Annotated in this window: 17 protein-coding genes; 8 read left to right on the forward strand and 9 right to left on the reverse strand. The window is 68.7% G+C overall.

Going from position 1 to position 20,528, the window contains the following annotated elements:
- Positions 1 to 2 precede the first annotated feature (2 nt).
- Positions 3 to 179 carry a helix-turn-helix domain-containing protein gene (locus ABGB18_RS47640; protein WP_347702376.1) on the forward strand — a complete coding sequence of 59 codons (177 nt, stop codon included), beginning with the start codon at positions 3 to 5 and terminating at the stop codon, positions 177 to 179.
- Between the two features lie 423 nt (positions 180 to 602).
- Here ABGB18_RS47640 and ABGB18_RS47645 read toward each other — a convergent pair whose 3' ends face one another.
- Positions 603 to 1,385 carry a MerR family transcriptional regulator gene (locus ABGB18_RS47645; protein ID WP_347702348.1) on the reverse strand — a complete coding sequence of 261 codons (783 nt, stop codon included), beginning with the start codon at positions 1,383 to 1,385 and terminating at the stop codon, positions 603 to 605.
- Positions 1,386 to 1,516: 131 nt separating this feature from the next.
- Positions 1,517 to 3,082: a serine hydrolase domain-containing protein gene (locus ABGB18_RS47650; protein ID WP_347702349.1), complete on the reverse strand. Its 1,566-nt coding sequence runs from the start codon at positions 3,080 to 3,082 to the stop codon at positions 1,517 to 1,519.
- 522 nt (positions 3,083 to 3,604) lie between these two features.
- Between ABGB18_RS47650 and ABGB18_RS47655 the strand changes: the two genes are divergently transcribed.
- The 3 genes from ABGB18_RS47655 (at position 3,605) to ABGB18_RS47665 (ending at position 7,306) form a co-directional block, all read left to right on the forward strand.
- Entirely contained in the window at positions 3,605 to 6,196 is a 2,592-nt protein-coding gene (locus ABGB18_RS47655; RefSeq protein ID WP_347702350.1) for an AAA family ATPase, read from the forward strand.
- Between the two features lie 70 nt (positions 6,197 to 6,266).
- Positions 6,267 to 6,872 carry an NAD(P)H:quinone oxidoreductase gene (wrbA, locus tag ABGB18_RS47660; RefSeq protein WP_347702351.1) on the forward strand — a complete coding sequence of 202 codons (606 nt, stop codon included), beginning with the start codon at positions 6,267 to 6,269 and terminating at the stop codon, positions 6,870 to 6,872.
- Complete coding sequence (locus tag ABGB18_RS47665) at positions 6,869 to 7,306, forward strand: nuclear transport factor 2 family protein (protein ID WP_347702352.1); 438 nt, start codon at positions 6,869 to 6,871, stop codon at positions 7,304 to 7,306. Before wrbA ends, ABGB18_RS47665 begins: the two co-directional genes overlap by 4 nt.
- A 425-nt stretch (positions 7,307 to 7,731) precedes the next feature.
- Here ABGB18_RS47665 and ABGB18_RS47670 read toward each other — a convergent pair whose 3' ends face one another.
- A complete protein-coding gene (locus tag ABGB18_RS47670; protein ID WP_347702353.1) occupies positions 7,732 to 8,424 on the reverse strand; it encodes a helix-turn-helix domain-containing protein in 693 nt (230 codons plus the stop codon).
- A gap of 202 nt (positions 8,425 to 8,626) precedes the next feature.
- Here ABGB18_RS47670 and ABGB18_RS47675 point away from each other — a divergent pair, with 202 nt between their 5' ends.
- Complete coding sequence (locus tag ABGB18_RS47675) at positions 8,627 to 9,448, forward strand: oxidoreductase (protein WP_347702354.1); 822 nt, start codon at positions 8,627 to 8,629, stop codon at positions 9,446 to 9,448.
- An 8-nt stretch (positions 9,449 to 9,456) separates the two neighbouring features.
- Entirely contained in the window at positions 9,457 to 10,968 is a 1,512-nt protein-coding gene (locus ABGB18_RS47680; protein ID WP_347702355.1) for an MFS transporter, read from the forward strand.
- Positions 10,969 to 11,185: 217 nt separating this feature from the next.
- Here the strand turns inward: ABGB18_RS47680 and ABGB18_RS47685 are convergent, their stop codons facing one another.
- From ABGB18_RS47685 to ABGB18_RS47710, 6 genes are all read right to left on the reverse strand, one after another.
- Positions 11,186 to 11,848 carry a DUF4097 family beta strand repeat-containing protein gene (locus tag ABGB18_RS47685; RefSeq protein WP_347702356.1) on the reverse strand — a complete coding sequence of 221 codons (663 nt, stop codon included), beginning with the start codon at positions 11,846 to 11,848 and terminating at the stop codon, positions 11,186 to 11,188.
- Positions 11,849 to 12,286: 438 nt separating this feature from the next.
- Entirely contained in the window at positions 12,287 to 13,495 is a 1,209-nt protein-coding gene (locus ABGB18_RS47690; RefSeq protein ID WP_347702357.1) for a cytochrome P450, read from the reverse strand.
- A 153-nt stretch (positions 13,496 to 13,648) separates the two neighbouring features.
- Positions 13,649 to 14,410 carry an ABC transporter permease gene (locus ABGB18_RS47695; RefSeq protein WP_347702358.1) on the reverse strand — a complete coding sequence of 254 codons (762 nt, stop codon included), beginning with the start codon at positions 14,408 to 14,410 and terminating at the stop codon, positions 13,649 to 13,651.
- Positions 14,407 to 15,210: an ATP-binding cassette domain-containing protein gene (locus tag ABGB18_RS47700; protein ID WP_347702359.1), complete on the reverse strand. Its 804-nt coding sequence runs from the start codon at positions 15,208 to 15,210 to the stop codon at positions 14,407 to 14,409. Before ABGB18_RS47700 ends, ABGB18_RS47695 begins: the two co-directional genes overlap by 4 nt.
- Positions 15,210 to 15,623, reverse strand: coding sequence for a DUF1048 domain-containing protein (locus ABGB18_RS47705; RefSeq protein ID WP_347702360.1), 414 nt, complete (start codon positions 15,621 to 15,623; stop codon positions 15,210 to 15,212). The genes ABGB18_RS47700 and ABGB18_RS47705 overlap by 1 nt, the downstream gene beginning before the upstream one ends.
- A 2-nt stretch (positions 15,624 to 15,625) precedes the next feature.
- On the reverse strand, positions 15,626 to 15,955 hold the full coding sequence (locus ABGB18_RS47710; protein WP_347702361.1) for a PadR family transcriptional regulator: 330 nt from the start codon (positions 15,953 to 15,955) through the stop codon (positions 15,626 to 15,628).
- A gap of 1,362 nt (positions 15,956 to 17,317) precedes the next feature.
- On the opposite strand from ABGB18_RS47710, the gene ABGB18_RS47715 reads away from it, so the two are divergent.
- Both ABGB18_RS47715 and ABGB18_RS47720 read left to right on the forward strand, forming a co-directional pair.
- Positions 17,318 to 18,283, forward strand: coding sequence for a hypothetical protein (locus ABGB18_RS47715; RefSeq protein ID WP_347702362.1), 966 nt, complete (start codon positions 17,318 to 17,320; stop codon positions 18,281 to 18,283).
- A 282-nt stretch (positions 18,284 to 18,565) separates the two neighbouring features.
- Positions 18,566 to 20,401 carry a cellulose binding domain-containing protein gene (locus tag ABGB18_RS47720; protein WP_347702363.1) on the forward strand — a complete coding sequence of 612 codons (1,836 nt, stop codon included), beginning with the start codon at positions 18,566 to 18,568 and terminating at the stop codon, positions 20,399 to 20,401.
- Positions 20,402 to 20,528: the final 127 nt, after the last annotated feature.

Here is a 20,528-nt window from a genome sequence, read left to right on the forward strand (position 1 = left end):
TCCTGGGCAACGCAGGCGACGTCAAGCGCACCGCCGCGAGCCTGTGCATCCACCGCGCGAGCCTGTACTACCGGTTGCGCAGGATCGAGGAGATCGCCTCGGTCGACCTGTCCAGCGGGGACGACCGCCTCGCCCTGCACCTCGGGCTCAAGGTCGCCAGACTGATCAGGCTGAGGTGACGGCCATGCGACGTCTGTCGCAAAACAACGGAGACCGGTTTGCGCTTCGTCGGTCGATCCGGCGGTCCCTCACGGGCAGGCTGGTCCGCATGAATGCGGAGCACGATGTCGCCGATCCCATCCCGGTGCGAGCGCGGATGCCGACGGTCTCGGCGGTTCTGTGGTTTCGCCCAGGGACCGGTTCATCATGCTGCAGCTGGCCCGGGTGGGCGTGCGGCGGGCGCGGCGGCCGGGCTGCGTCGCGAGGACCTGCCCTTCAGGCCTGTTCCGCGTCGAGCGCGGCGGCCAGGGTCGCCGAACCGGCGCCGCGCGCGCGGCATAGGTCTCGCTGTCCCCTTCTAAGGACGCGTGGATGGCTGAAGCGAAACACCCAGCGTGGGACGAGCCGCTCCAGCGGCTCGTCCACCGGCAGATCCCGGCCGGTCAGTGGGTGTCTGGTCTGGGGATATGGATGCCCGCGGCGCGGAGCTTGGCCTCGACGAGCGCGACCCCCCGGGCCGTGGCCGATCCCTGCTCTTCGCCGTGGTGAGCGATCAGGTGGTACCGGGCCGCGGCGTCGGTGCGGGCCTGCATGCCGGTCACGATCTTCAGGTGTGCGGGGTTGGCGAGGAAGTGGTCGGCCATGGCAGTGGCGAGTTCGGCCAGGCGCGGGTCGTCCGGCTCCCATGCCCTGGCTTCGGGGGCGCGCTTGATCAACGCGACGAAGCCGGGGTCGTCGAGGGCTTGCTCGACATGGGTGAGGAAGTCGTCGAAGCCCTCGGGGACCAGGGCCCTGGCCAGCACCCAGCCCTCCCTGGTGGCCGCCACCTCGTCCGCGGGGAGGCCGAGGCCGGACAGCCGCTCCAGCAGCGCCACGGCGCGGTCGGGCAGCAGCGCCCGGTCTCCGTCGGCGAGCCGGTGCAGCATGTCACGGCGCGCGATCAGCTCCTCGATCCGTTCGGTGAGCTGCCGTTCGACGTCGGCGAGCGCGGCGGCGAACCCCGCGGCGTCGGCGTCGAGCAGGGGCCCGATCTCGGCCAGCGGCACCCCGGCGGCGGCCAGCGTCCGGGCCTGCACCAGCCGCAACAGCTCGGCCGATCCGTACCTGCGGTAGCCGGAGCTGTCGCGTTCGGGCTCCTTCACCAGGCCGAGCTTGTGGTAGTGGCGCACCGCCTTCACTGTGACGCCGACGAATGCCGCCGCCTGCCCGATCGTGACTCCGTTCATCTGCAGAATCCTGTCTTGTGCTCGAGCTCGGCGACTAGGCAGATCACAGCCGAGCATGTGGCCCCAGTTGTCGTTCTACCTGATGCACGACCGGAAGGGGGCGCCGCTCAAGGCGTACGGGTCACAGGTGTTCAGTCCGCCGGCTGAGCCGGATCGGCCTGCTCGCCGCAGAACACCTCGTTGACGAGCCTTTGCCGGGCGTTCTGGAGCGCTGGCGCGATGGACAGGTCGGCGTCGTCCACCCAGTTCAGTACGGCGGTCAGGGTCTTGCCGCCGTCGGGCGTGCTGTACATCAGCGTGAAGGAGCCGACATTGCCGCCGTTGTGGGTGATGACGGTGCCGCCGCAGTCCGTTTTCTGTACGTACACCCCCAGCCCGTAGTCCATGTTCGGGACGCCCGTGGCGCGCGTGGTGCACATCTCGGCCAGCAGTGCGGCCGGCAGGAGCTTGCCGCCTACCAGCGCGGAGATGAACGTGTGCAGGTCCTGGCTGGTCGAGATCATGTCACCGCCGGTGGAGACCCAGGAGGGGTTGTAGCGGGTGATGTCGATCGTCTTCTGCCGGCCGTCTTCCTCGTAGCGGTAGTAGATGTGGGCGTGCGGCTCGGGGATCTCCGGCGAGGCGTCGGGCACCACGGTGCCCGACAGCCCGAGCGGCCCCAGGATCCGCCGCTGCATCTCCTCGGCCAGCGAGTGGCCGGTGACCTTCTCGATCAGCAGCCTGGCCAGCACGTAGTTGGTGTTGGAATAGCTCCAGCCCGTCCCCGGCTCGAACCGCGGCGGCTTGGACAGCGCCAGACGTACCAGCTCCTCGGGCCGGTAGGTGTGGAACCGGTTGTCCACCCACTCCTTACCCGTGGTGCCGAAGGGCACGGGGATCCCGTGCACGATCGATCCGTCCTCGTAGACCTCGCCGATGAAGTTGAACAGCCCGCTGGTGTGCTGCAACAACATCCGCACCGTGATCCGCTCGTCCAGCCCGAACTCGGGCAGGTAGTCCGCCGCCGGGGTGTCCAGCTCGATCTTGCCCTCGGCCACCAGCTGCAGCACCAGGGTCGCGGTGAAGGTCTTGGTGTTGCTGCCGACCCGGGCATGCCCGTTGACCGGTGGCTTCGCGGTCCCGCCCAGCTCGGCCACCCCGGCGCTGCCGGCCCACTCGCCCCGCTCATCGTGCACGCGCAGCGACACCCCGACGAAACCGGACTCGACGATCTCCTCGATCGCCTTCCGCAGCTCCGGGCGATCCTGCCCGGCAGCAGCCGCCGGAACGGCCCCGCTGTCCGCGGCGGCTGCCCCGGCGGCGTCGAGGGCTTCGGTGATCTTTCGGGCCATTGCGGCCGCGGCGGGGCTCGGCCGGCCCTGCTGCATCTGGGCGGTTTCGACAGCGATGAGAACGGCGCTGCGGAAGTTGCCGGCCTCGGCCGGATCCTGCTGCTTCAGCAGGTTCATGGCCGCGGTCAGGGCCGGCAGCACGCGGCCGGCGATCTCGGCCACGGACTTGCCGGTCAGGTCCTTGGCCTTGGGGTAGTCGGCGAGCACGTGCCCGATCAGGCCGGTAGCCGAGCCCAGCGCGATGCTGCCGTGGGTGGCGATCTCGCGGGGCTTGCCGGCGGCACCGGCGGCGGTCATCAGCGTCACGGCGCCGTACGCGGCAATCCGCAGGGTGTTCTTGTCCTGGTCGGAAAGGGTGATCGTCACGGTTGTTTGATCCTTTGAATCTGTTATGTCCGGGTCGGTGTCGACCCGCTGCGCCGAGCTTCCACCCTGACCCAAGGTCAACCTCAACCGTGATCTAGCTCACAGCTGCTATGGGGTTTGAGACGGCTTCGGGAGCAGGACGCCGTCCCCCGCCGGGTGACAGAAGCAGGGCGAGACAGGACGATCAAGACAGTGACGATGACCCTCGCCGACCAGGCCGCCATGACGGGGCAGGATGGTCGGGTGACCGATGAGCAGCCGACCCGCCCGAAACGGCGGACGTTCACCAGGGCCTACAAGGCGCGGATCGCGGCTCGGCCCCCGAAACGGTCAACGACTTGGACCGGGACCTCATGACCTTCTGGAAGGTGCTCCGCGATGGGCCCGCCGAGCTGGTACGGCTGTGCGCGGGCCCCGCAGATGGGCGCCTGGCGGGCGCCGGTACCTAGATGATCTTCATAACTCCCGGTCCATGCCAGGGTGGGGGCCAGGCATTTCACGGCGTAACGGTAGATTCTGGGCATGTTGCGGGGGCGAGATACGGAGCTGGCGGAGTTAGAGCGGCTGGTCGAGCGGGCGCGATCCGGTCAGAGCGGCATCTTGGTCCTTCGCGGTGAGGCGGGCATCGGCAAGTCGGCCGTGCTCGATCAGCTCGAACGGCAGGTCTGCGAGCTCCAGGTCCTCCGCGCGACCGGAGTGGAGGCCGAGGCGACGCTGCCGTTCGCCGGCCTGCACATGCTGCTGCGTCCCGTGCTTGACCACCTCGACGCCCTGCCCGGCGTGCAGGACTCGGCGCTGCGGTCTGCGCTCGGCCTGGGCGAGGCCACCAACGAAAGCCGGTTCCTCGTCGGCCTCGCCGTCTTGAGCCTGCTGTCGGAGCTGGCCGCGCGGAGGCCGATCCTCTGCCTGATCGACGACGCGCACTGGCTCGACGCCGCCTCCGCCGACGCGCTGCTGTTCGTGGCGCGCCGCCTGGCGGCCGACGGCGTCGCGATGGTATTCGCGACCAGGGACGGGTTCGACGCTCCCGGCCTGCCCGAGCTGCGGCTGGGTGGGCTCGACCGGGCGGCGGCGGCCGAGGTGCTCGCCGAACGCTTCCCCGGGATGGCCGCGTCCGTACGGGATCGGGTCGTCCGGGAGTCTGGCGGGAACCCGCTCGCCCTGATCGAACTGCCCGCCGGGCTCAGCGCGGAGCAGCGCGCCGGGCGCGACGTGATGCCGGGCGCGCTACCGGCCACCGACCGCGTTCTGGCCTCCTTCGGCGCCCAGATCGATGAGTTGCCGGAGCAGGCCAGGCTGGCCGTGCTGGTCACCGCCGCCGAGGCGAGCGGCGACCTCGGGACCGTCCTGCAGGCGGCGCGAGCCCTCGGCGCCGGCCTCGAGGACCTGGACGTCGCAGAGAGGGCGGGGCTGCTGCGGATCTCCGGGGTCTCGATCGGGTTCCGTCATCCGCTGATCCGGTCCGCCGCCTACCAGCGCGCCCCGCTGAGCCTGCGCCTGGCCGTACACCAGGCGCTCGCCGGGGCCGTGGACGCGGAACGGCGGGTCTGGCATCAGGCCGCGGCCGCGACGGCACCGGACGAGGCCATCGCCGCCCGGCTGGAGGAGGCCGCCAGGGCCGCGGCGGACCGGGGCGGTATGGCCACGTCCGCGTCGATCTTCGAGCAGGCCGCGCTGCTCAGCCCGGGGTCGGCCGAGCGGTCGCGGCGGATGACCCTGGCCGCCCGGGCCGCGGTGGCCAGCGGGCGTACCGAGCAGGCCGCCGCGCTGGCAGAACGCGCCACCGAGCTCGGCGGTAACCCTGAGCTGAACGCGGGGCTGGCGATGGTACGCGCGAGCGTCGCGTTCGAACGGGGCACGCCGCAGGGCGCCGCCCAGTTGCTTGCCGACCGGGCCGAGCCCATCGTGGGAGAAGATCCCGGCCTCGCCTTAACCATGCTGACCATGGCGGCGACCAACGCCTGGCCGCTGGGCGAGGATGATGCCGTACGGCGTGTCGCACGGCTCGCAGGCTCCTTCCCCGGCCGTACGGCGCAGGCCATCGGCGCCCTGGCGCGCCTGGTCGACGAGGACTACGCCGGCGGACTGCCCGCGTTGGCGGCGCTGGTGGCCGCCGAGCGCGCGCAGCCGCAGGAAAGCGCCCTCGCCCGCATCTTCGTCACCAGCGCCGCGCTGTTCCTGGGCGATGACGAGGCCGTGGGCGAGCTGGCGACCGCCGACGTGATCCGCTGCAGGAACCAGGGTCTGGCCGGCGCGCTACCCGTCACACTGCACGCGCTCGCGCACGCGCAACTGATGGCGGGCCGGCACCGCGACGCGAGCGCCACCGTGGCCGAGGCGATCGAGCTCGCCACGGACACCGGCCAGAGCCACCGGATCGGGCAGCTCAACGCCATCACCGCCCGGATCGCGGCCATCGAGGGCGACCCGGAACGCTGCCACGTCCCGGCGCATCGGGGCCTGCTCAACCTCACCATGGGCCGGCACGAGCAGGCGCTGCGCGACCTTGACGGAGCCACCCCCGTGTTCGACGCCCCCGACCTGGTCGAGGCGGCCGTCCGTGCCGAGGCACCGGACCGCGCGGCGGGGGCGTACGCCCGATTCACGGCGTGGGCTGAGGCGGCCGACCGGCCATGGGCCCACGCGGTCGCGCTTCGCTGCCGTGGCCTGCTGAGCCCTGCCGAGGAGGCGGGCGAGCACTACGCGCGTGCCGTACGGCTGCACCGGCAAGGGGGCCGGCCGTTCGAACGCGCGCGTACCGAACTCCTGCACGGCGAGTGGCTGCGCCGCGCGCGGCACAGGGCCGAGGCCCGTTCGCCGCTGAGGTCGGCTCTGCAGATCTTCGAGCGGCTCGGCGCAGCGCCGTGGGCCGAGCGTGCCCGTGCCGAGCTGCGCGCCACCGGGGGGAGCGCGCCCGCCGACCGGCCGACCGACGCGCTCGCGGTGCTCACCCCTCAGGAACTCCAGATCGTCCGGCTGGCCGCGGCGGGGGTGAGCAACCGCGACATCGCGGCACAGCTGTTCCTCAGCCATCGGACCGTCGAGTACCACCTCTACAAGGCCTATCCGAAGCTCGGCGTCGGGTCCCGGCAGGAGCTGGCCGCCCTCGTGTGACCCACCCCAGTGGTGACTACCGTGGCGCCACGGATTCGGGCCGCTGGAGCAGGTGCCTAGCGTTCTCGCCATGGAACCTGTGAAGATAGCGATCATCTACTACAGTGCGACCGGCACCCTGCACGCGCTGGCCCAGGCCGCCGCCGAGGGTGCCTCGAAGGCGGGCGCGGAGGTACGGCTGCGCAGGGTCGCGGAAACGGCCCCGCCCGAGGCGATCAACTCCCAGCCGACCTGGGCCCAGCACCTGCGCGACACCGCCGACATCGCCCAGGCCAGTCACGACGACCTGGAATGGGCCGACGCGGTGCTGTTCGGCACCCCCACCCGGTTCGGCAACCCAGCCAGCCAGCTCAGGGCGTTCATCGACACCACCGGCCCGCTGTGGGCGCAGGGCATACTGGCGGGCAAGGTGTACTCGGCGTTCACTGCCTCCAACACCGCGCACGGCGGGCAGGAATCCACCATCCTGGCACTGGGCAACACCTTCTACCATTGGGGCGGCATCATCGTGCCGCCGGGCTACACCGACCCCATCCAGTTCCAGTCCGGAAACCCCTACGGCGCCTCCCACGTGGCGGGCGACGGCCCGCCCACCGAGGTGGCCCTGGAGGCGGCTGGCTACCAGGCTCGCCGCGTCACAGAGACCGCTGGCGCGCTCAGGGCCGGGAGGCGATGATGTCGAGCGAGTCCGAGATCAGGGCACTGCTGGAGATCCGCGTCGAAGCCTGTCAGACGAAGGACGTCGATCGATTGGTGGAGCTCTACGCTCCTGACATCGTGTATTACGACGTCGTTCCACCGATGCAGTTCGCCGGGCTCGATGAGATTCGCAGCAACTTCGTCCGCTGGTTCGATGAGTACGACGGGCCCATCGAGCTGGAAACGCGCGAGCTTATCGTGGCGGCGGGAGAGAATGTCGCGTTCGCGCACATGCTCCATTTGGATAGCGGGAAGCGTAAGAACGGCATGCAGACCTCAATCTGGGTCAGGTCGTCCCTTTGTTTCCGGCGTGTGGGAGATGAGTGGTTGATTACGCACGAGCACATCTCGGTGCCGATCGACCCGCAGAACCTGCGGGCATGGTTCCCGCCGGACGGCGCGCCGATCTGACGTCGGTCGCGCCCATTCCCCGACACCATCCAGCCAGAGACGCCCGGTCTCACCGAGTTCATGCGCTTTGGCCGCCACGGACCGCGGCGACAGCGACTACGGCAGGCGGCCACCGGCCGCCCGGCGCGATTTCTGCGCCACCGCGTGTCGCGTCGCCGCGCATCGGGCCGCCAAGACACGACGTGACGGCGATCTACAGGATGTCTTCTCGCAGTCCGGCTCATCGGAGTTGTGCAGCTGGCGAACGCTGGATCAGGCTGTACGGGCTGCTGTGCATGGAAGTCCTGCACGAATGGGACTTCGCCTACACCGGTCTGGAGCCCGTCTTCGAAGAGTGCCCGCGCGACCTGGTCATCGCCCTCGGCCTTGATGGCCACGCGGCGGCATGACCCTCGGCAGTGATGCGATCCCCAACGTGCCGGAGTTCACCGCTGGCGTCGCATGGACAGGGCCTGCCGCCAATGCTCGGCCGCCTGGCCCATGTCGTGGCCGAGCAGTTCGAAGAACTGGCTGGTGGTATGGAGCCGGTCGCCGGTGGGTGTGTCGGTGCCGAAGATGCCAGCGCCGTGCCGGGTGGTGTCGGCCCAGATCGTCATCGCCCTGGCACTGGTCGCCCAGGTGTGGTACCAGACGTCGACGTCGACGAAGTACCGCATTCGGCGCGCCTCGCGCTGCCGGGTGACCATCTCCCTCTGCGTAAGCCATTTGATGGCATGGGAGATCGTCGCCGGACTGACATGGAGATGCTGGACGAGCTCCGCGGAGGTCAGGCTGCCGGCCTCGCTGATGAACAGTGCGGCGAACACCCTGGCTGTCATGGGCGCCATCCCGGTCTCGATCATCATTGAGACGAACTGTTCCTCGAACTCCCGGGCCGTGCGGACGTCACGGTTGTCGATGGGGTGCGAAACGTCGGCGTGGGGAGCGCGCTTGCGGCGGCGGGCGCGCCAACTCGTCGCATGCTGCGCGCGGGCCGCCCGGTAGCCGTGCGGGCCACCGTTCCTGGCGATCTCGCGGGTGATGGTAGACCTGGACCGTCCCAGCCGACGGGCGATCTCCGCATAGGTCAAGCCGGCGGCCAGCCCTTCGGCGATGCGACGACGATCCTCGGCGGTCAACCGGCCCCCTGCCATGTGATCCTCTCCCCGGGTTGAGTATGCGCCGGCCCAGGCGGACGCGGTGCTCTGGCAACACTGTTGCACTCAGCTACAAACTCACTGCACCAATATAGGCACTCCCACCTGCACATATGAGCTTTGCGAGTTGTCTCATCTCGGAACCCAACCCTAGCGTTTCCCCAGACCGAAGAGGAGGTTCATCATGGAAAAGGTCGTTATCGTCACGGGCGCCTCCGCCGGCATCGGCAAGGCCACCGCACTTGAACTCATCCGCGCCGGCCACATCGTTTACGGCGCCGCGCGACGCGTACCCAAGATGGATGACATCCGCGACGCCGGTGGACACGCCCTGGCGCTGGACGCACGGCGGCCGGAGGACCTGGAACGCGTCATCGGCACCGCCGTCGAGGAGCAGGGCCGCATCGACGTCCTGATCAACAATGCCGGCACCGTCCTGCACGGCGCGGCCGAGGACATCCCTATCGACCTGGCGCGCGACCAGTTCGAGGTCAATGTCTTCGCACCGGCCCGTTTGACCCAGCTCGCCCTGCCGTACATGCGTGAGCGGCGATCCGGCACGATCGTCAACGTCTCCTCCATCGGAGGTGAGATCGCGCTCCCGCTCGGCTGCTGGTACTACGCGAGCAAGCACGCTCTGGAGGCATACTCCGACACCCTGCGCATGGAGGTCGAGCCGTTCGGCATCAACGTCGTGATCATCCAGCCCGGCATCATCAAGACCGAGTTCGAAGACCGCACGGCACAAGACCTCCGCGAGGTCTCCGGGACGAGCGCGTACGGGGAGATGGCCGAAGCCATGGCCAACCGCGCCGAGACACAACTCGGCGACAACACCCAGGGCAGCGACCCCGGTGTCGTCGCCACCACCATCCGGCAGGCCATCGAGGCCGGCAAGCCCGAGACGCGCTACGCGGTCGGCTGGATGGCCGCCAAGCTCCTGGAGCTCAACAGGACGCTGCCGGACCGCGAATTCGACAAGCTCGCCATGAACGCCGCGAAGTAGGCCCCGCGATGCCGCACCAACCCGACTCACGCAGATGGTGGGCGCTCACCGCGCTCGTGCTCACGTCGCTGGCCGTGGGCTTCGACGTGACCATCCTGAATTTGGCACTGCCGAGCATGGCCGAGGACCTGCACGCCGACAACGCCCAACTCCAGTGGTTCGTCACCGTCTACACACTGGTGTTCGCCGCCGGCATGATCCCGGCGGGAGTGCTGGGCGACCGCTTCGGCCGTAAGAGGACGCTCCTGGTCGCGCTGGCCGTCTTCGGCATCAGCTCACTGGCCGCCGCCTACGCCCCCTCGACCGGGATCTTCATCGCGGCGCGTGCCCTGCTGGGCCTGGGAGCGGCGCTCATCATGCCCACGATGCTGGCGCTGATCCCGACGATGTTCACCACCAAGGAGCGGCCGAAAGCGATCGGAACGCTGGCGGGCGCGTCGATGCTGGCCTTTCCCATCGGCCCCGTCCTGGGCGGCTGGCTGCTGAACCACTTCTGGTGGGGTTCGGTCTTCCTGATCAACATCCCCGTGGTCGTCCTGGCGCTCCTCGCGGTCGCCGCCTGGCTGCCCGAATCGCAGCGGGAACGCGGCAGGCGGATCGACGCGGGCGGCGTGGTGCTGTCGAGCGCGGCGCTGACGGCGTTGACCTACGGCCTCATCGAAATCGGTGAGCGAGACTGGACGGACGCCGCCGTGTTCGGACCGATCCTCGCCGGGATGGCCGCCCTGGCGCTGTTCGTGGTCTGGGAACGACGGGCCGACGAGCCGCTGGTGGACCTTTCGCTGTTCACCAACGCGCGCTTCACCGTCGGCACCGCGCTGGCCACGGTCGTCAACTTCACCATGTTCGGCGTCCTGTTCGCGCTGCCGCAGTATTTCCGGGCGAACCTGGGCACGGACGCGATGGGCAGCAGCTTGCGGCTGTTGCCGCTCATCGCCGGGATGCTCATCGGAATGTCAGCGGCAGGCAGACTGAGCAGAATGATCAGCCCCAAGCTCGCGGCCGGCCTGGGGTTCATCCTGCTCACCGGAGGCCTGTTCTGGGGAGCCACCACCGGTACGGACAGCGGCACCGCGTGGGCGGCCGCGTGGACGGCCATGTACGGCCTCGGGCTCGGCTGCGCCCTGCCCACGGCCATGGATGCGGCGCTGGGCGCTCTGTCGCCCGGCAACGCCGGCATCGGCGCCGCGGTGAATCAGGCCCTCCGCACCTTAGGCGGCAGCTTCGGTGCGGCGATCCTGGGTTCGATCCTGACGTCCGCCTACCGCGCCGCAGTACCGTCGCAAGCACGTGAGAGCGTCTTCGCGGGGCTGGCCGCCGCACGATCTGCCGACTCCGCAACCTTGGAAGATACGGTCCGCTCTGCCTTCGTCCACGGCCTGGACCTCGTCCTGGCCACCAGCGGCTGCCTCGGCCTCCTCGGCGTCCTCCTCGCCCTGGCTTGGCTGCCCGGTACGCCCGAGCGTCCTCGGGCAAGCACGACCCCGGCACCACGAGTCCACGTACGAGATATCGAGTGAGTGCTTGATCGCGGGAATTTCGTCAACATTCGATGTCAACAGTCCCGTGCCAGGACTTGGTCGTCACGACCCCGGGGCTGACCCGCGCCAAGGAAGCTTGAGTGGCGACCGTCCATCGGGACTTCTCCTCCCGCTCACGGTGCGGACAAGATCAGGCAAGGTCTGTCCGCCCCGATCGGCCCCACGGGAAGAGTCCGGAACCCTCAGTGGCTGCGGGTCACAGGTGGCGGGCGGTGATGTCGCCGTTGGAGGTGGTGGCGTGGATGTCGAGTTCGGCGGTGCCGTCGTTCTTGAGGGCGTTGGTGATGCGGCCGTGGGCGGTGCCGGCGTCCAGGGCGGCCGAGACGCCGGCGGCGGCGTTGATCGAGATGTCGCCGGACTGGGAGCAGAGCACAACCTTGCCGCCCGTGGCCTCGGCGATCCGGATGTCGCCCCGCGCGGTGGTGATCTCGGCGGGGCCGCCCAGGCGGCCGACCTCGACGTCGCCATCGCTCGCGGTGAGGCGGAGGCTCGCGGTCTCGTCAAGCTTGATCTGGCGGTACGCGCCTTCGAAGGCGACGTCGCCGAGGCGGCCGACGGTCCGGAGTTCGGCGCTGGCCGTCTTCGCCTCGATGCGGGAGCCGGCAGGCAGTTTGATCGTCACCTCGATGGATCCGGTGGGGCCGAGGTACTGGTTCTTCGTCGCGGTCTTGATCCGCAGGACGCCGTCGGCGTAGTCGACCGTGGTCTGCTCGGCGGCCTTGACGTCGCGGCTCTTTGAGGTGTTCGCGGGCAGGACCTCGACGGTGGTGTCGGCCCGGTCGGCGGCGATGAAGTGCACGCGTCCGGCGGGGATGTCCAGGATGGTGGTGATCGGGGTCGGGGTGCCGAACTTCTGCATCGTGTGCTCCTATTGGATCTGTTCTGACGTTCAAGTGAAGTGACGGATGGTGGAATGCCGCCCTGGGGGGCGCCCAGGGGCATCTCGATCGCTGAGGCCGGGGCCGCCCGAGGTGATCTCGCCCTTGGGCGGCTCTGGCCTTGGGCAGACAGGGCCAAGACTCGGCCCCGCGCGGAAGCGTCGGCGGCTCGCCCCGCCGGGCGCCGGCCGTCGGGTGCCGCGGGTTGAGGGCGGGCGTTCCGGGCTCTGGCTCGGGGTCGGTCGTCGATTGCCTGCAGACCGTGATCCAGAGGTCGCGGACAGGTCGCGGCGATTCCGCAGCGGACATCCCGGCCCGGGTGCGTGCGCGGTGGGACAGGTGCTGGTCAGCGCCGCAGGCGAGCAGCCACGGCGGTGACGGGTGGCCCGTACGCGTCCTCGCCTGTCATGGGTTCGTGGTTACGCGTCCCAGGTGACCGGGAGGCTCTTGACCCCGTAGATGTCCGCGGTCTCCGGGCGCAGGGCGACCTCTTCGGCCGGCACGGCCAGGCGCAGCGTGGGGAAGCGGTTGAGGAGTGCGGGGAAGGCGACGCGCATCTCGACGCGGGCCAGCTGCTGGCCCAGGCACTGGTGGATGCCGTGGCTGAAGGCCAGGTGGCCGCCGTCCCGCCGCTGGAGGTCGAGGACGTGGGGGTTGGGGAAGCGTTCAGGGTCGCGGTTGGCGGTGTGGAGGGACAAGATGACAGTGGTGCCGGCCGTGATGGTGTGGCCACCCAGTTCGACGTCCTCCAGCGCGACCCGCTGGAACTGCTTGGCGACGCTCAGATACCGGAGCAGCTCCTCCACGGCTCCGTCGGTGAGCGCGGAGTCGGCGCGCAGCGCGGCCAGCTGCTCCGGGTTCTGCAGCAGCGCGAAGGTGCCCAGCGCCAGCATGTTCGCGGTGGTGTCGAACCCGGCCGACAACAGGATCAGGGCGATCCCCTTCAGCTCCTCATCGGTCAGATCGCTGTCGAGGAGGTCGCTGAGCACGTCGTCGGTGGGGTCGGCGCGCTTGGCGGCCACCAGCTCCGCGAGGTAGGTCTGGGTGGCGGTGTAGGCCGCGAACAGTTCTTCGTCACTGACCTCTCCGCCGAGGAACTTGTCGATGTTGTCCTGGAAGAAGCCCCGGTCCTCGTATGGCACGCCCAGCAGCTCACAGATCACGATGGCGGGGATGGGCTTGGCGAACGCGGTCACCAGGTCCGCCGTCGGCCCGGCCTTCTCCATGGCGTCCAGGTGCTCGGCGGTGATCTGCTCGACGCGCTCGGTGAGCAGCCGCATCCGCCGGACGGTGAACTTGCCCACCAGTGGCTTGCGATAGCGGCCGTGCTGCGGCTCGTCCATCAGCAGGAACTCACCGGGCGGCGCCGGCGGGACCTCGATCTCGCCGTAGTCGATGGTCGGGTGGTGGCGCATCAGCTCCCTGCGCGAGCTGAACCGCGGATCGGCCAGGATCGACCGGATCAAGTCGTAGCCGGTGACCAGCCAGCCCTGGTGCCCGTCGGGGAAGGGGAAGCGGCTGATCGGGCTCTGCTCGCGGGCGTCGATCAGCTCCTTGGGCGGGTCGAAGGGGCAGCCGGACTGACGCGCGGTCGGCATCGTCGGGACGGTGTGGGGGGATTCGGTCATGAGCTTTCCTTCTCTCGTGATGGGACGCTCTGTGTGAAGCTCGCTCGAAGGCCACGTTGTGAGGAATGGCAGCGAGCCACCTGCTCTGGCGACAGGCCGATTCGTGTCGATGGCGGTGCCGGTCGCTCCGGTCCACAGCACGACCGGTACGGCCTAGGAGATCTTGCGGCGGTAGGTGACCATGGCGAAGACGTACGCGACGATGAGGAGGCCGACACACCAGGCCAGGGCGACCCAGAGGTCGGTGCCCACCGGCTGCTGGGCGAACAGGGCGCGGATGGCGTTGACGATGGAGGTCACCGGCTGATGCTCGGCGAAGACGCGCAGCGGGCCGGGCATGGTGTCGGTGGGGACGAACGCCGAGCTGAGAAAGGGCAGGAAGATGAGCGGGTAGGAGAACGCGCTCGCGCCTTCCATGGTCTTCGCGGACAAGCCGGGGATGACGGCGATCCACGTCAACGCCAGAGTGAACAGGATCAGCACGCCGGCGACCGAGAGCCACGCCAGCACTCCCGCCCCCGAGCGGAAGCCCATGAGCAGGGCGACGAGCACCACGACCACGAGCGAGATCAGATTGGCGACCAGAGAGGTCAGCACGTGCGCCCACAGCACCGACGACCGCGCGGTCGGCATGGACTGGAAGCGCTCGAAAATGCCGCCCTTCATGTCCATGAACAGCCGGTACGCCGTGTAGGCGATGCCCGAGGCGACCGTGATGAGCAGGATGCCCGGCAGCTGATAGTTCACGTACGACACCGACCCGGTGTTGATCGCGCCGCCGAACACGTACACGAACATCAGCATCATCGCGATCGGCATGATCGCGGTCGTGATGATGGTGTCCGGGCTGCGCGTGATGTGGCGCAGGGATCGTCCCAGCAGGACGGCGGTGTCGCCGAAGAAATGCTTGCTCATCGTGGTTCCTTACGCGTTGGTACGGCGTTGCGGTGCTTGCTGTCGGCACCGACGAGGGTGAGGAAGACGTCCTCGAGGGTCGGCTGCTTCTCGACGTATTCGACCTTGGCGGGCGGCAGCAGCTGCTTGAGCTCGGCCAGGGTGCCGTTGACGATGATCCGGCCCTCGTGCAGGATCGCGATCCGGTCGGCGAGTTGCTCGGCCTCGTCCAGGTACTGCGTGGTGAGCAGCACCGTCGTGCCCTGAGCGGCGAGCTCCTTGACGGCCTGCCACACCTCGATGCGCGCCTGGGGGTCGAGCCCGGTCGTCGGCTCGTCCAGGAAGACGACTGGCGGGTTGCCGATGAGACTCATCGCGATGTCGAGGCGGCGGCGCATGCCACCCGAATACGTCGCCACCTTCCGCGCGCCGGCGTCGGTCAGCGAGAAACGATCGAGCAGATCATCGGCGATCTTTCCGGGATTCTTGAGATGCCGCAGGCGGGCGACCAGCACGAGGTTCTCCCGCCCGCTGAGGATCTCATCGACGGCCGCGAACTGCCCGGTGAGGCTGATCGACTCGCGCACGTCCGCCGCCTGCCTGGCGACGTCGAAGCCATTGACGCGGGCCGTCCCGGCGTCGCTCTTGAGCAGCGTGGAAAGGATCTTCACGGCCGTGGTCTTGCCCGCCCCGTTCGAGCCGAGCAGGGCGAAGATGCTGCCCCGCGCCACGTCGAAGTCCACGCCGCGCAGCACGCGCAGCTCCTTGTACGACTTCTCCAGGCCCTGCACCTGGATGGCCGGGGCTTGCTGTGCCGTCATCAGTCCGTCCTGTCTTGTCGTCCGGTGTCTTCGCCGGCGGCGCGCGCGATGGCGCTGGTGAAGCGGTTGCGCTCGCGGGTCCTGTACTGGCCGAGGGGGTAGTTGGCCATGAACGCCTCGACGAACTCCACGGGGTCTTCGCCGAAGAGGTCGCGGATCGGGGTTCTGTCGGCCGCGCTCTGTTCGAACAGCTCGGCCAGGTCTTCGTACATCGTCATCGCGCCGGTGCCGTCCGCCGGCCCGAAGTGCATCAGGTACCGCTCCAGCGCTTCGACCGCCGTGCGATAGTTCTCGGGAAGCTGCTTGATGCGCGCCTTGTACCGCCGCCAGCGCTTCTTCTCCTCCAGCGACCCGGTGACAATCTCCAGGTACTGCAGGTAGCGGCTCTTCGGCTCGTTCGGCTCTGTGGCCATGTCTACTTGCCTCCTTCGCGGAGCTGTTCGAGCCTCTCGGCCAGGAAACTCCAGGTCCTCCAGAACTCTTCGAGGTACGCCTGTCCCTGCGCGTTGAGGGAGTACACCTTGCGCGGCGGCCCTTTCTCCGACGGGACCTTCTCCACGTCGACCAGGCCGCGCTGCTCGATCCTGACCAGCAGTGCGTAGATGGTGCCTTCGGCGATGTCGGAGAAGCCCTGATCGCGCAGCCACGCCGTGATCTCGTAGCCGTAGGCGGGCCGACCGGCCAGGATCGCCAGGACGATGCCCTCCAGCGTTCCCTTGAGCATCTCGGTCACGAGCTTGCCCATGGAACACCCCCCCTTCAGCTACTTGGTGATGCTGACTACCAGTACAAAGTAACACTGACTACTGGTACATAGCAACACCGAATAGCTGAGGGGGTAATCCGCGATCGTGTCCATGGGCGCGGGCGACCTGATCGTTGTTCGTGGGTGAGCCCGCCGCCGCCCCTGGGAGAAATGGGCTGCGTCAACCCGCCGTAGAGTTCGGTCCTCGGCTTCGCTGCCGCGGACGCGAGCGTCGCAATCGCTGAACTGCTCATGGCACCACCATCGTCGGCTGCGCTGATACCGGGCCGTCACCGCGCTGACACGGCCGCCGACATGACACCGCGGCAGTCCTGGGGGCTCGCAGGGCCTGGCGGGCGGACGGCGGCCAGGTCGTGACGCACTACGAAGTCGTGGCAAACCACGAATGGTCCAGGTCGGGATCGGCGTCCCCGTAGGTGATCGAGGCGGTCAGAATCTTCTTGCCGTCGGGCGTGCCGTACAGCATCCGACACGTAGCCCCCCGCGGTGCTGCCGTTGTGATGGAGGACGGCGCCGCAGTTCGGGCCCAGGTCCTGCACGTATGTCCCGAGGCCGTAGCTGCCGAAGGGGCCGGCGCTCTTGGGGTGCGGCTTCTCGGCCAGCAGCTTGGCCGGCAGGAGCTTGCCGCCATTCAGCGCGGAGAAGTTCGAGACCTATGCCGCGCGCGCAGCGGCGGCGGCCACCGGCCGCAACCTGGCCAACACGGACACGGCGCTGGCCGCGGCTCTGCAGGTGCACGACTCGGTGAGCACGTCTGCCTGCGATCACGTCCCGAGGTCGACATCAGCTCATCGAACACCGTCCCACGTGGTTCATCGCTCAGCCGGAAGCCGCCGACGCCTTGTCGGCGTCGCGCAGCCACGGGTGCAGCCGGTGGCCTTGGGTGCCGAATGGACTGTCCTGGTCTTCCTGCGGCGCCGGCGATGAAACCGTCACATGGCAGGGGGTTGCGGTGGGACGGTGATGCCTGCCTTCGGCTTACTGGGCCCGGTGAGCACGAGGTACTCGCGGATGGCGGCAGCGGCTGTCGGGGCAGTGGGTCATTCCACTCACTCCCGTGTGTTAGAGACTCTCGATCGTTCCCCGGATCCGCCGGCGCCCCCACCGTGACCTGCACGGCTACCACCAGCGATGCCTGAACGACCTGTGATCAGCCGCCAGAACGCTGCCGCTCCTCGCGTCGGTTGTCCGGGGGCCGGCCAGATGCCCGAAGCGGCGGACGACCAGCCTGAAGCGCCGGGCGCGCTCTCCCCTGCGCCACAACATCCTTCTCGACGATCGAGGTGTTGCGACGACCAGTTGATCCGCCGCGTCGCGATGGTCTCCACCAGGGCATCACGCATGCTGATCGCAGGCGTCATCGTGGCCGGCCAGACCGACCCCGTGCAGTGGATGGCCCTCGCGGTCGCCATCGCCACGCTCGGCGTCCTCGGCAAGCCCGCCGACCGCCCGCTGATCAACCGCGCGGTCGTACCGTCCACGGTGGAGAAGCTGACCAGCGACATCGTCGTTCGGTCTCTGACCGTGCTCGGCATCGCCGGCATCAACCAGGCCATCGCCAAGAACCCGAAGGACGCCATCCGGTTCGTCGCTCCGATCACCCGGGACGGCCCCGGCTGGCGGGCGGACATCGACCTGCCGTACGGCGTGACCGTGGCCGACGTGACGGGCAAGCGCGACCGCATGGCCTCGGCGCTACGCCGCCCGCTGTTCGCGCATAGGAGCAATCATCGAGCAGCCATCAGCCAGCGCGGTGTTTGCGAGCCAGATGAACCGGGCCGGGTTTCATCGGGGCCTCCAAGAAACCCGGACCGGTTCATGGTGCCCTTGGTGTCCTTGCCGGCCAGACCGCCGGAGCTCCGTGTGGTGTGCCTGCGCACGGTCCAGGTCGCGCTCGGCGCCCGCCTGCACGCCTACGTCGAAAGCGGCCGTATCCGCCTGGTGACCGGCTTCTTCACTCACGCCATCGAACGCGACGGCGCACAGGTACGGGTGATCAGACACCCGGACATGCACCTGGCGCTCACCCAGTTCTACGCGCTGGTGCTCTGTCCGCGCGTCGTGCACAGCGCCTACGGCGAGCGCCTCGACGCCGACTTCACGAAACAGCTCATCACCACGGGCGTTGACATGTTCCTGACTTACTACCGGGCAAGCCACGCGTCGTCGAAGGCCGACGAGCCGAGCCCGCTTTTTTTGGTTCAGGAGCTTTGGAAGCAGCGCGGCCAAGGGCGGGGAAGGGTTCAATTCGGCCTCATGGCTTTCTGGGAGCCTCGCCCTGAAACTTTCAATATGTTTCCAGGCTGAATGACGCGATACGTGCCAGCAAAACGGCATGGGAGCGCCGCCCGTCACGTCAGAGGAGCGAGCCGCGCCTTGACGGATCTGCATGCCTCGTATTTGCTCCGTCGCACCACCACCCATCGGCAGGAACGGGCGCGGCAAAGCGATGTGAACGATGACACGGTTTTCCGTCATGCCCTCCGATCACGCCAGTTCCGCACGAAGGAGAGGACTGATCCAGCTCATGTTAACGCTAACCGACGCCCTGACACCGTCCCTCCCCGCGGTGCCACAGGCGGGTGAGTGATGATGCGGCGTAAATCCGTCCTCGCCGCTGTCATCGCGGCGGTGCTTCTCGCGGTGGCCACCGGAGGTACGGCGCTGAGCAGCAGCGAAACCACGTCACGCGCGGCGAGCGCCGCCGCCGCGACGCCAGGATGCGGCAAGACTCCAACACTCAGAAGCGGTACGCAATCGATCCAGAGCGGCGGCCGGACTCGCTCCTTCATTCTGAGAATTCCCGACAACTACAACAACGCCAACCCCTACCGGTTGATCTTCGGCTTCCACTGGCTCAACGGCACCGCCAACGACGTCGACTCGGGCGGGAGCAGCGGATTCACCTGGTCTTACTACGGGCTCAGGCAACTGGCGAACAACACTGCGATCTTCGTCGCCCCCCAGGGGCTGAACAACGGCTGGGCGAATTCCGGCGGGCAAGACCTGACCTTCGTCGACGACCTGCTCAGGCTGATCGAAGCAGACCTGTGCGTCGACACCACGCAGCGGTTCGCCGGAGGCTTCAGCTACGGCGGCGGCATGAGTTACGCCCTGGCCTGCGCCCGGGCGACGGTCTTCCGCGCGGTCGCGGTCTACTCCGGCGCACAGCTCAGCGGATGCAGCGGCGGCACCCAGCCCATCGCCTACATCGGGCTCCACGGCCTCAGGGACAACGTACTCAACATCTCTCAGGGCCGGTCGCTGCGCGACACGTTCGTCAGGAACAACGGGTGCACTCCCCAAAATCCGCCCGAGCCGGCACAGGGCAGCCTGACGCACGTCGTCACCGCCTACTCGGGATGCCGATCCGGGTACCCGGTCGCGTGGGCGGCGTTCGACGGGGGGCACACCCCTGGCCCAGTGGATGGGTCCACCGCTGACGACGGCGCACGTACCTGGACCAAGGCAGTGGTGTGGAACTTCTTCAACCAGTTCCAGAGCACGAACGACACCACTCCGCCGACCTCTCCGGGCACTCCCGCCGTCTCCAACGTGACCGCCACCAGCGCCACCCTGACCTGGACGGCATCCACCGACCAGGGCGGCTCCGGCCTGGCGGGTTACAACGTCTACCGAGTAACGGGCACCACCGACCCGCTGCTCGGCCAGTCCACCACCAACTCGATCACCCTGACCGGGCTGACCGCCGACACCGAATACCAGGTCTACGTACGAGCACGCGACGGCGCGGGCAACCTGTCGGCCAACTCCGCGTTCGTCACGTTCACCACGACCTCCACCGGCGGCGACACCACGCCACCCACCGCCCCGGGCGGGCTGGCGGCCTCCGGCACCACCGCCGGCGGCACCAATCTGTCCTGGGCCGCTTCCACTGACGACGTGGGGGTCGCGGGCTATGACATCCTGCGCGCACCCGGGGCCACCGGCGGCACCTTCGCCCAGGTCGGCACCTCGGCCACGACCTCGTACAGCGACACGGGCCTGACCCCGAGCACCACCTACCGCTACCAGGTCCGGGCGCGGGACGCCGCCGGCAACCTCTCGCCGGTGTCCAACACCGTCCAGGTCACCACCAGCGGCACCACCACCGTAACCTGCTCGGCGACGCCGACCGTGCAGACCCAGTGGGGCACCGGCTATGTGATCCAGCCGCTGACCATCACCAATACCAGTACCTCGACGATCACCAATTGGACGGTCACCTTCACGCTCCCGGCCGGGCACACGCTGACCGGCTCGTGGAACGCCACCGTCACCACCAGCGGGCAGACCGTCACGGCCAAGAGCGTGAGCCATAACGGCACGTTGGCCCCCGGAGCCACCACCAGCTTCGGCTTCCAGGCCAGCCGTCCCGCCGGCAACACGGCCCTGCCAACCGGATACACCTGCACCAGCGCGTAACCTCGCGACCGGATATCGGCCCAGCCCCGGCGAACGTCTCGGTGGGGCTGGGCGGGTGTGTCCTGGGTGGCGGTGCCGCGCAGGGTCTTGCCGTCGACCGTCATCGGGATCAACTCGTCGGGGTCGT

Source organism: Nonomuraea sp. B12E4, assembly GCF_039871825.1.
Classification (GTDB): Bacteria; Actinomycetota; Actinomycetes; order Streptosporangiales; family Streptosporangiaceae; genus Nonomuraea.

What these genes read in the sequence shown, in the direction of transcription:
- ABGB18_RS47645 (WP_347702348.1), bottom strand. Translation starts at nt 1,385, where the DNA reads ATGAACGGAGTCACGATCGGGCAGGCGGCGGCATTCGTCGGCGTCACA.
- ABGB18_RS47655 (WP_347702350.1), top strand. Translation starts at nt 3,605, where the DNA reads ATGTTGCGGGGGCGAGATACGGAGCTGGCGGAGTTAGAGCGGCTGGTC.
- wrbA (WP_347702351.1), top strand. Translation starts at nt 6,267, where the DNA reads ATGGAACCTGTGAAGATAGCGATCATCTACTACAGTGCGACCGGCACC.
- ABGB18_RS47665 (WP_347702352.1), top strand. Translation starts at nt 6,869, where the DNA reads ATGATGTCGAGCGAGTCCGAGATCAGGGCACTGCTGGAGATCCGCGTC.
- ABGB18_RS47675 (WP_347702354.1), top strand. Translation starts at nt 8,627, where the DNA reads ATGGAAAAGGTCGTTATCGTCACGGGCGCCTCCGCCGGCATCGGCAAG.
- ABGB18_RS47680 (WP_347702355.1), top strand. Translation starts at nt 9,457, where the DNA reads ATGCCGCACCAACCCGACTCACGCAGATGGTGGGCGCTCACCGCGCTC.
- ABGB18_RS47685 (WP_347702356.1), bottom strand. Translation starts at nt 11,848, where the DNA reads ATGCAGAAGTTCGGCACCCCGACCCCGATCACCACCATCCTGGACATC.
- ABGB18_RS47690 (WP_347702357.1), bottom strand. Translation starts at nt 13,495, where the DNA reads ATGACCGAATCCCCCCACACCGTCCCGACGATGCCGACCGCGCGTCAG.
- ABGB18_RS47695 (WP_347702358.1), bottom strand. Translation starts at nt 14,410, where the DNA reads ATGAGCAAGCATTTCTTCGGCGACACCGCCGTCCTGCTGGGACGATCC.
- ABGB18_RS47700 (WP_347702359.1), bottom strand. Translation starts at nt 15,210, where the DNA reads ATGACGGCACAGCAAGCCCCGGCCATCCAGGTGCAGGGCCTGGAGAAG.
- ABGB18_RS47705 (WP_347702360.1), bottom strand. Translation starts at nt 15,623, where the DNA reads ATGGCCACAGAGCCGAACGAGCCGAAGAGCCGCTACCTGCAGTACCTG.
- ABGB18_RS47710 (WP_347702361.1), bottom strand. Translation starts at nt 15,955, where the DNA reads ATGGGCAAGCTCGTGACCGAGATGCTCAAGGGAACGCTGGAGGGCATC.
- ABGB18_RS47715 (WP_347702362.1), top strand. Translation starts at nt 17,318, where the DNA reads ATGCTGATCGCAGGCGTCATCGTGGCCGGCCAGACCGACCCCGTGCAG.
- ABGB18_RS47720 (WP_347702363.1), top strand. Translation starts at nt 18,566, where the DNA reads ATGATGCGGCGTAAATCCGTCCTCGCCGCTGTCATCGCGGCGGTGCTT.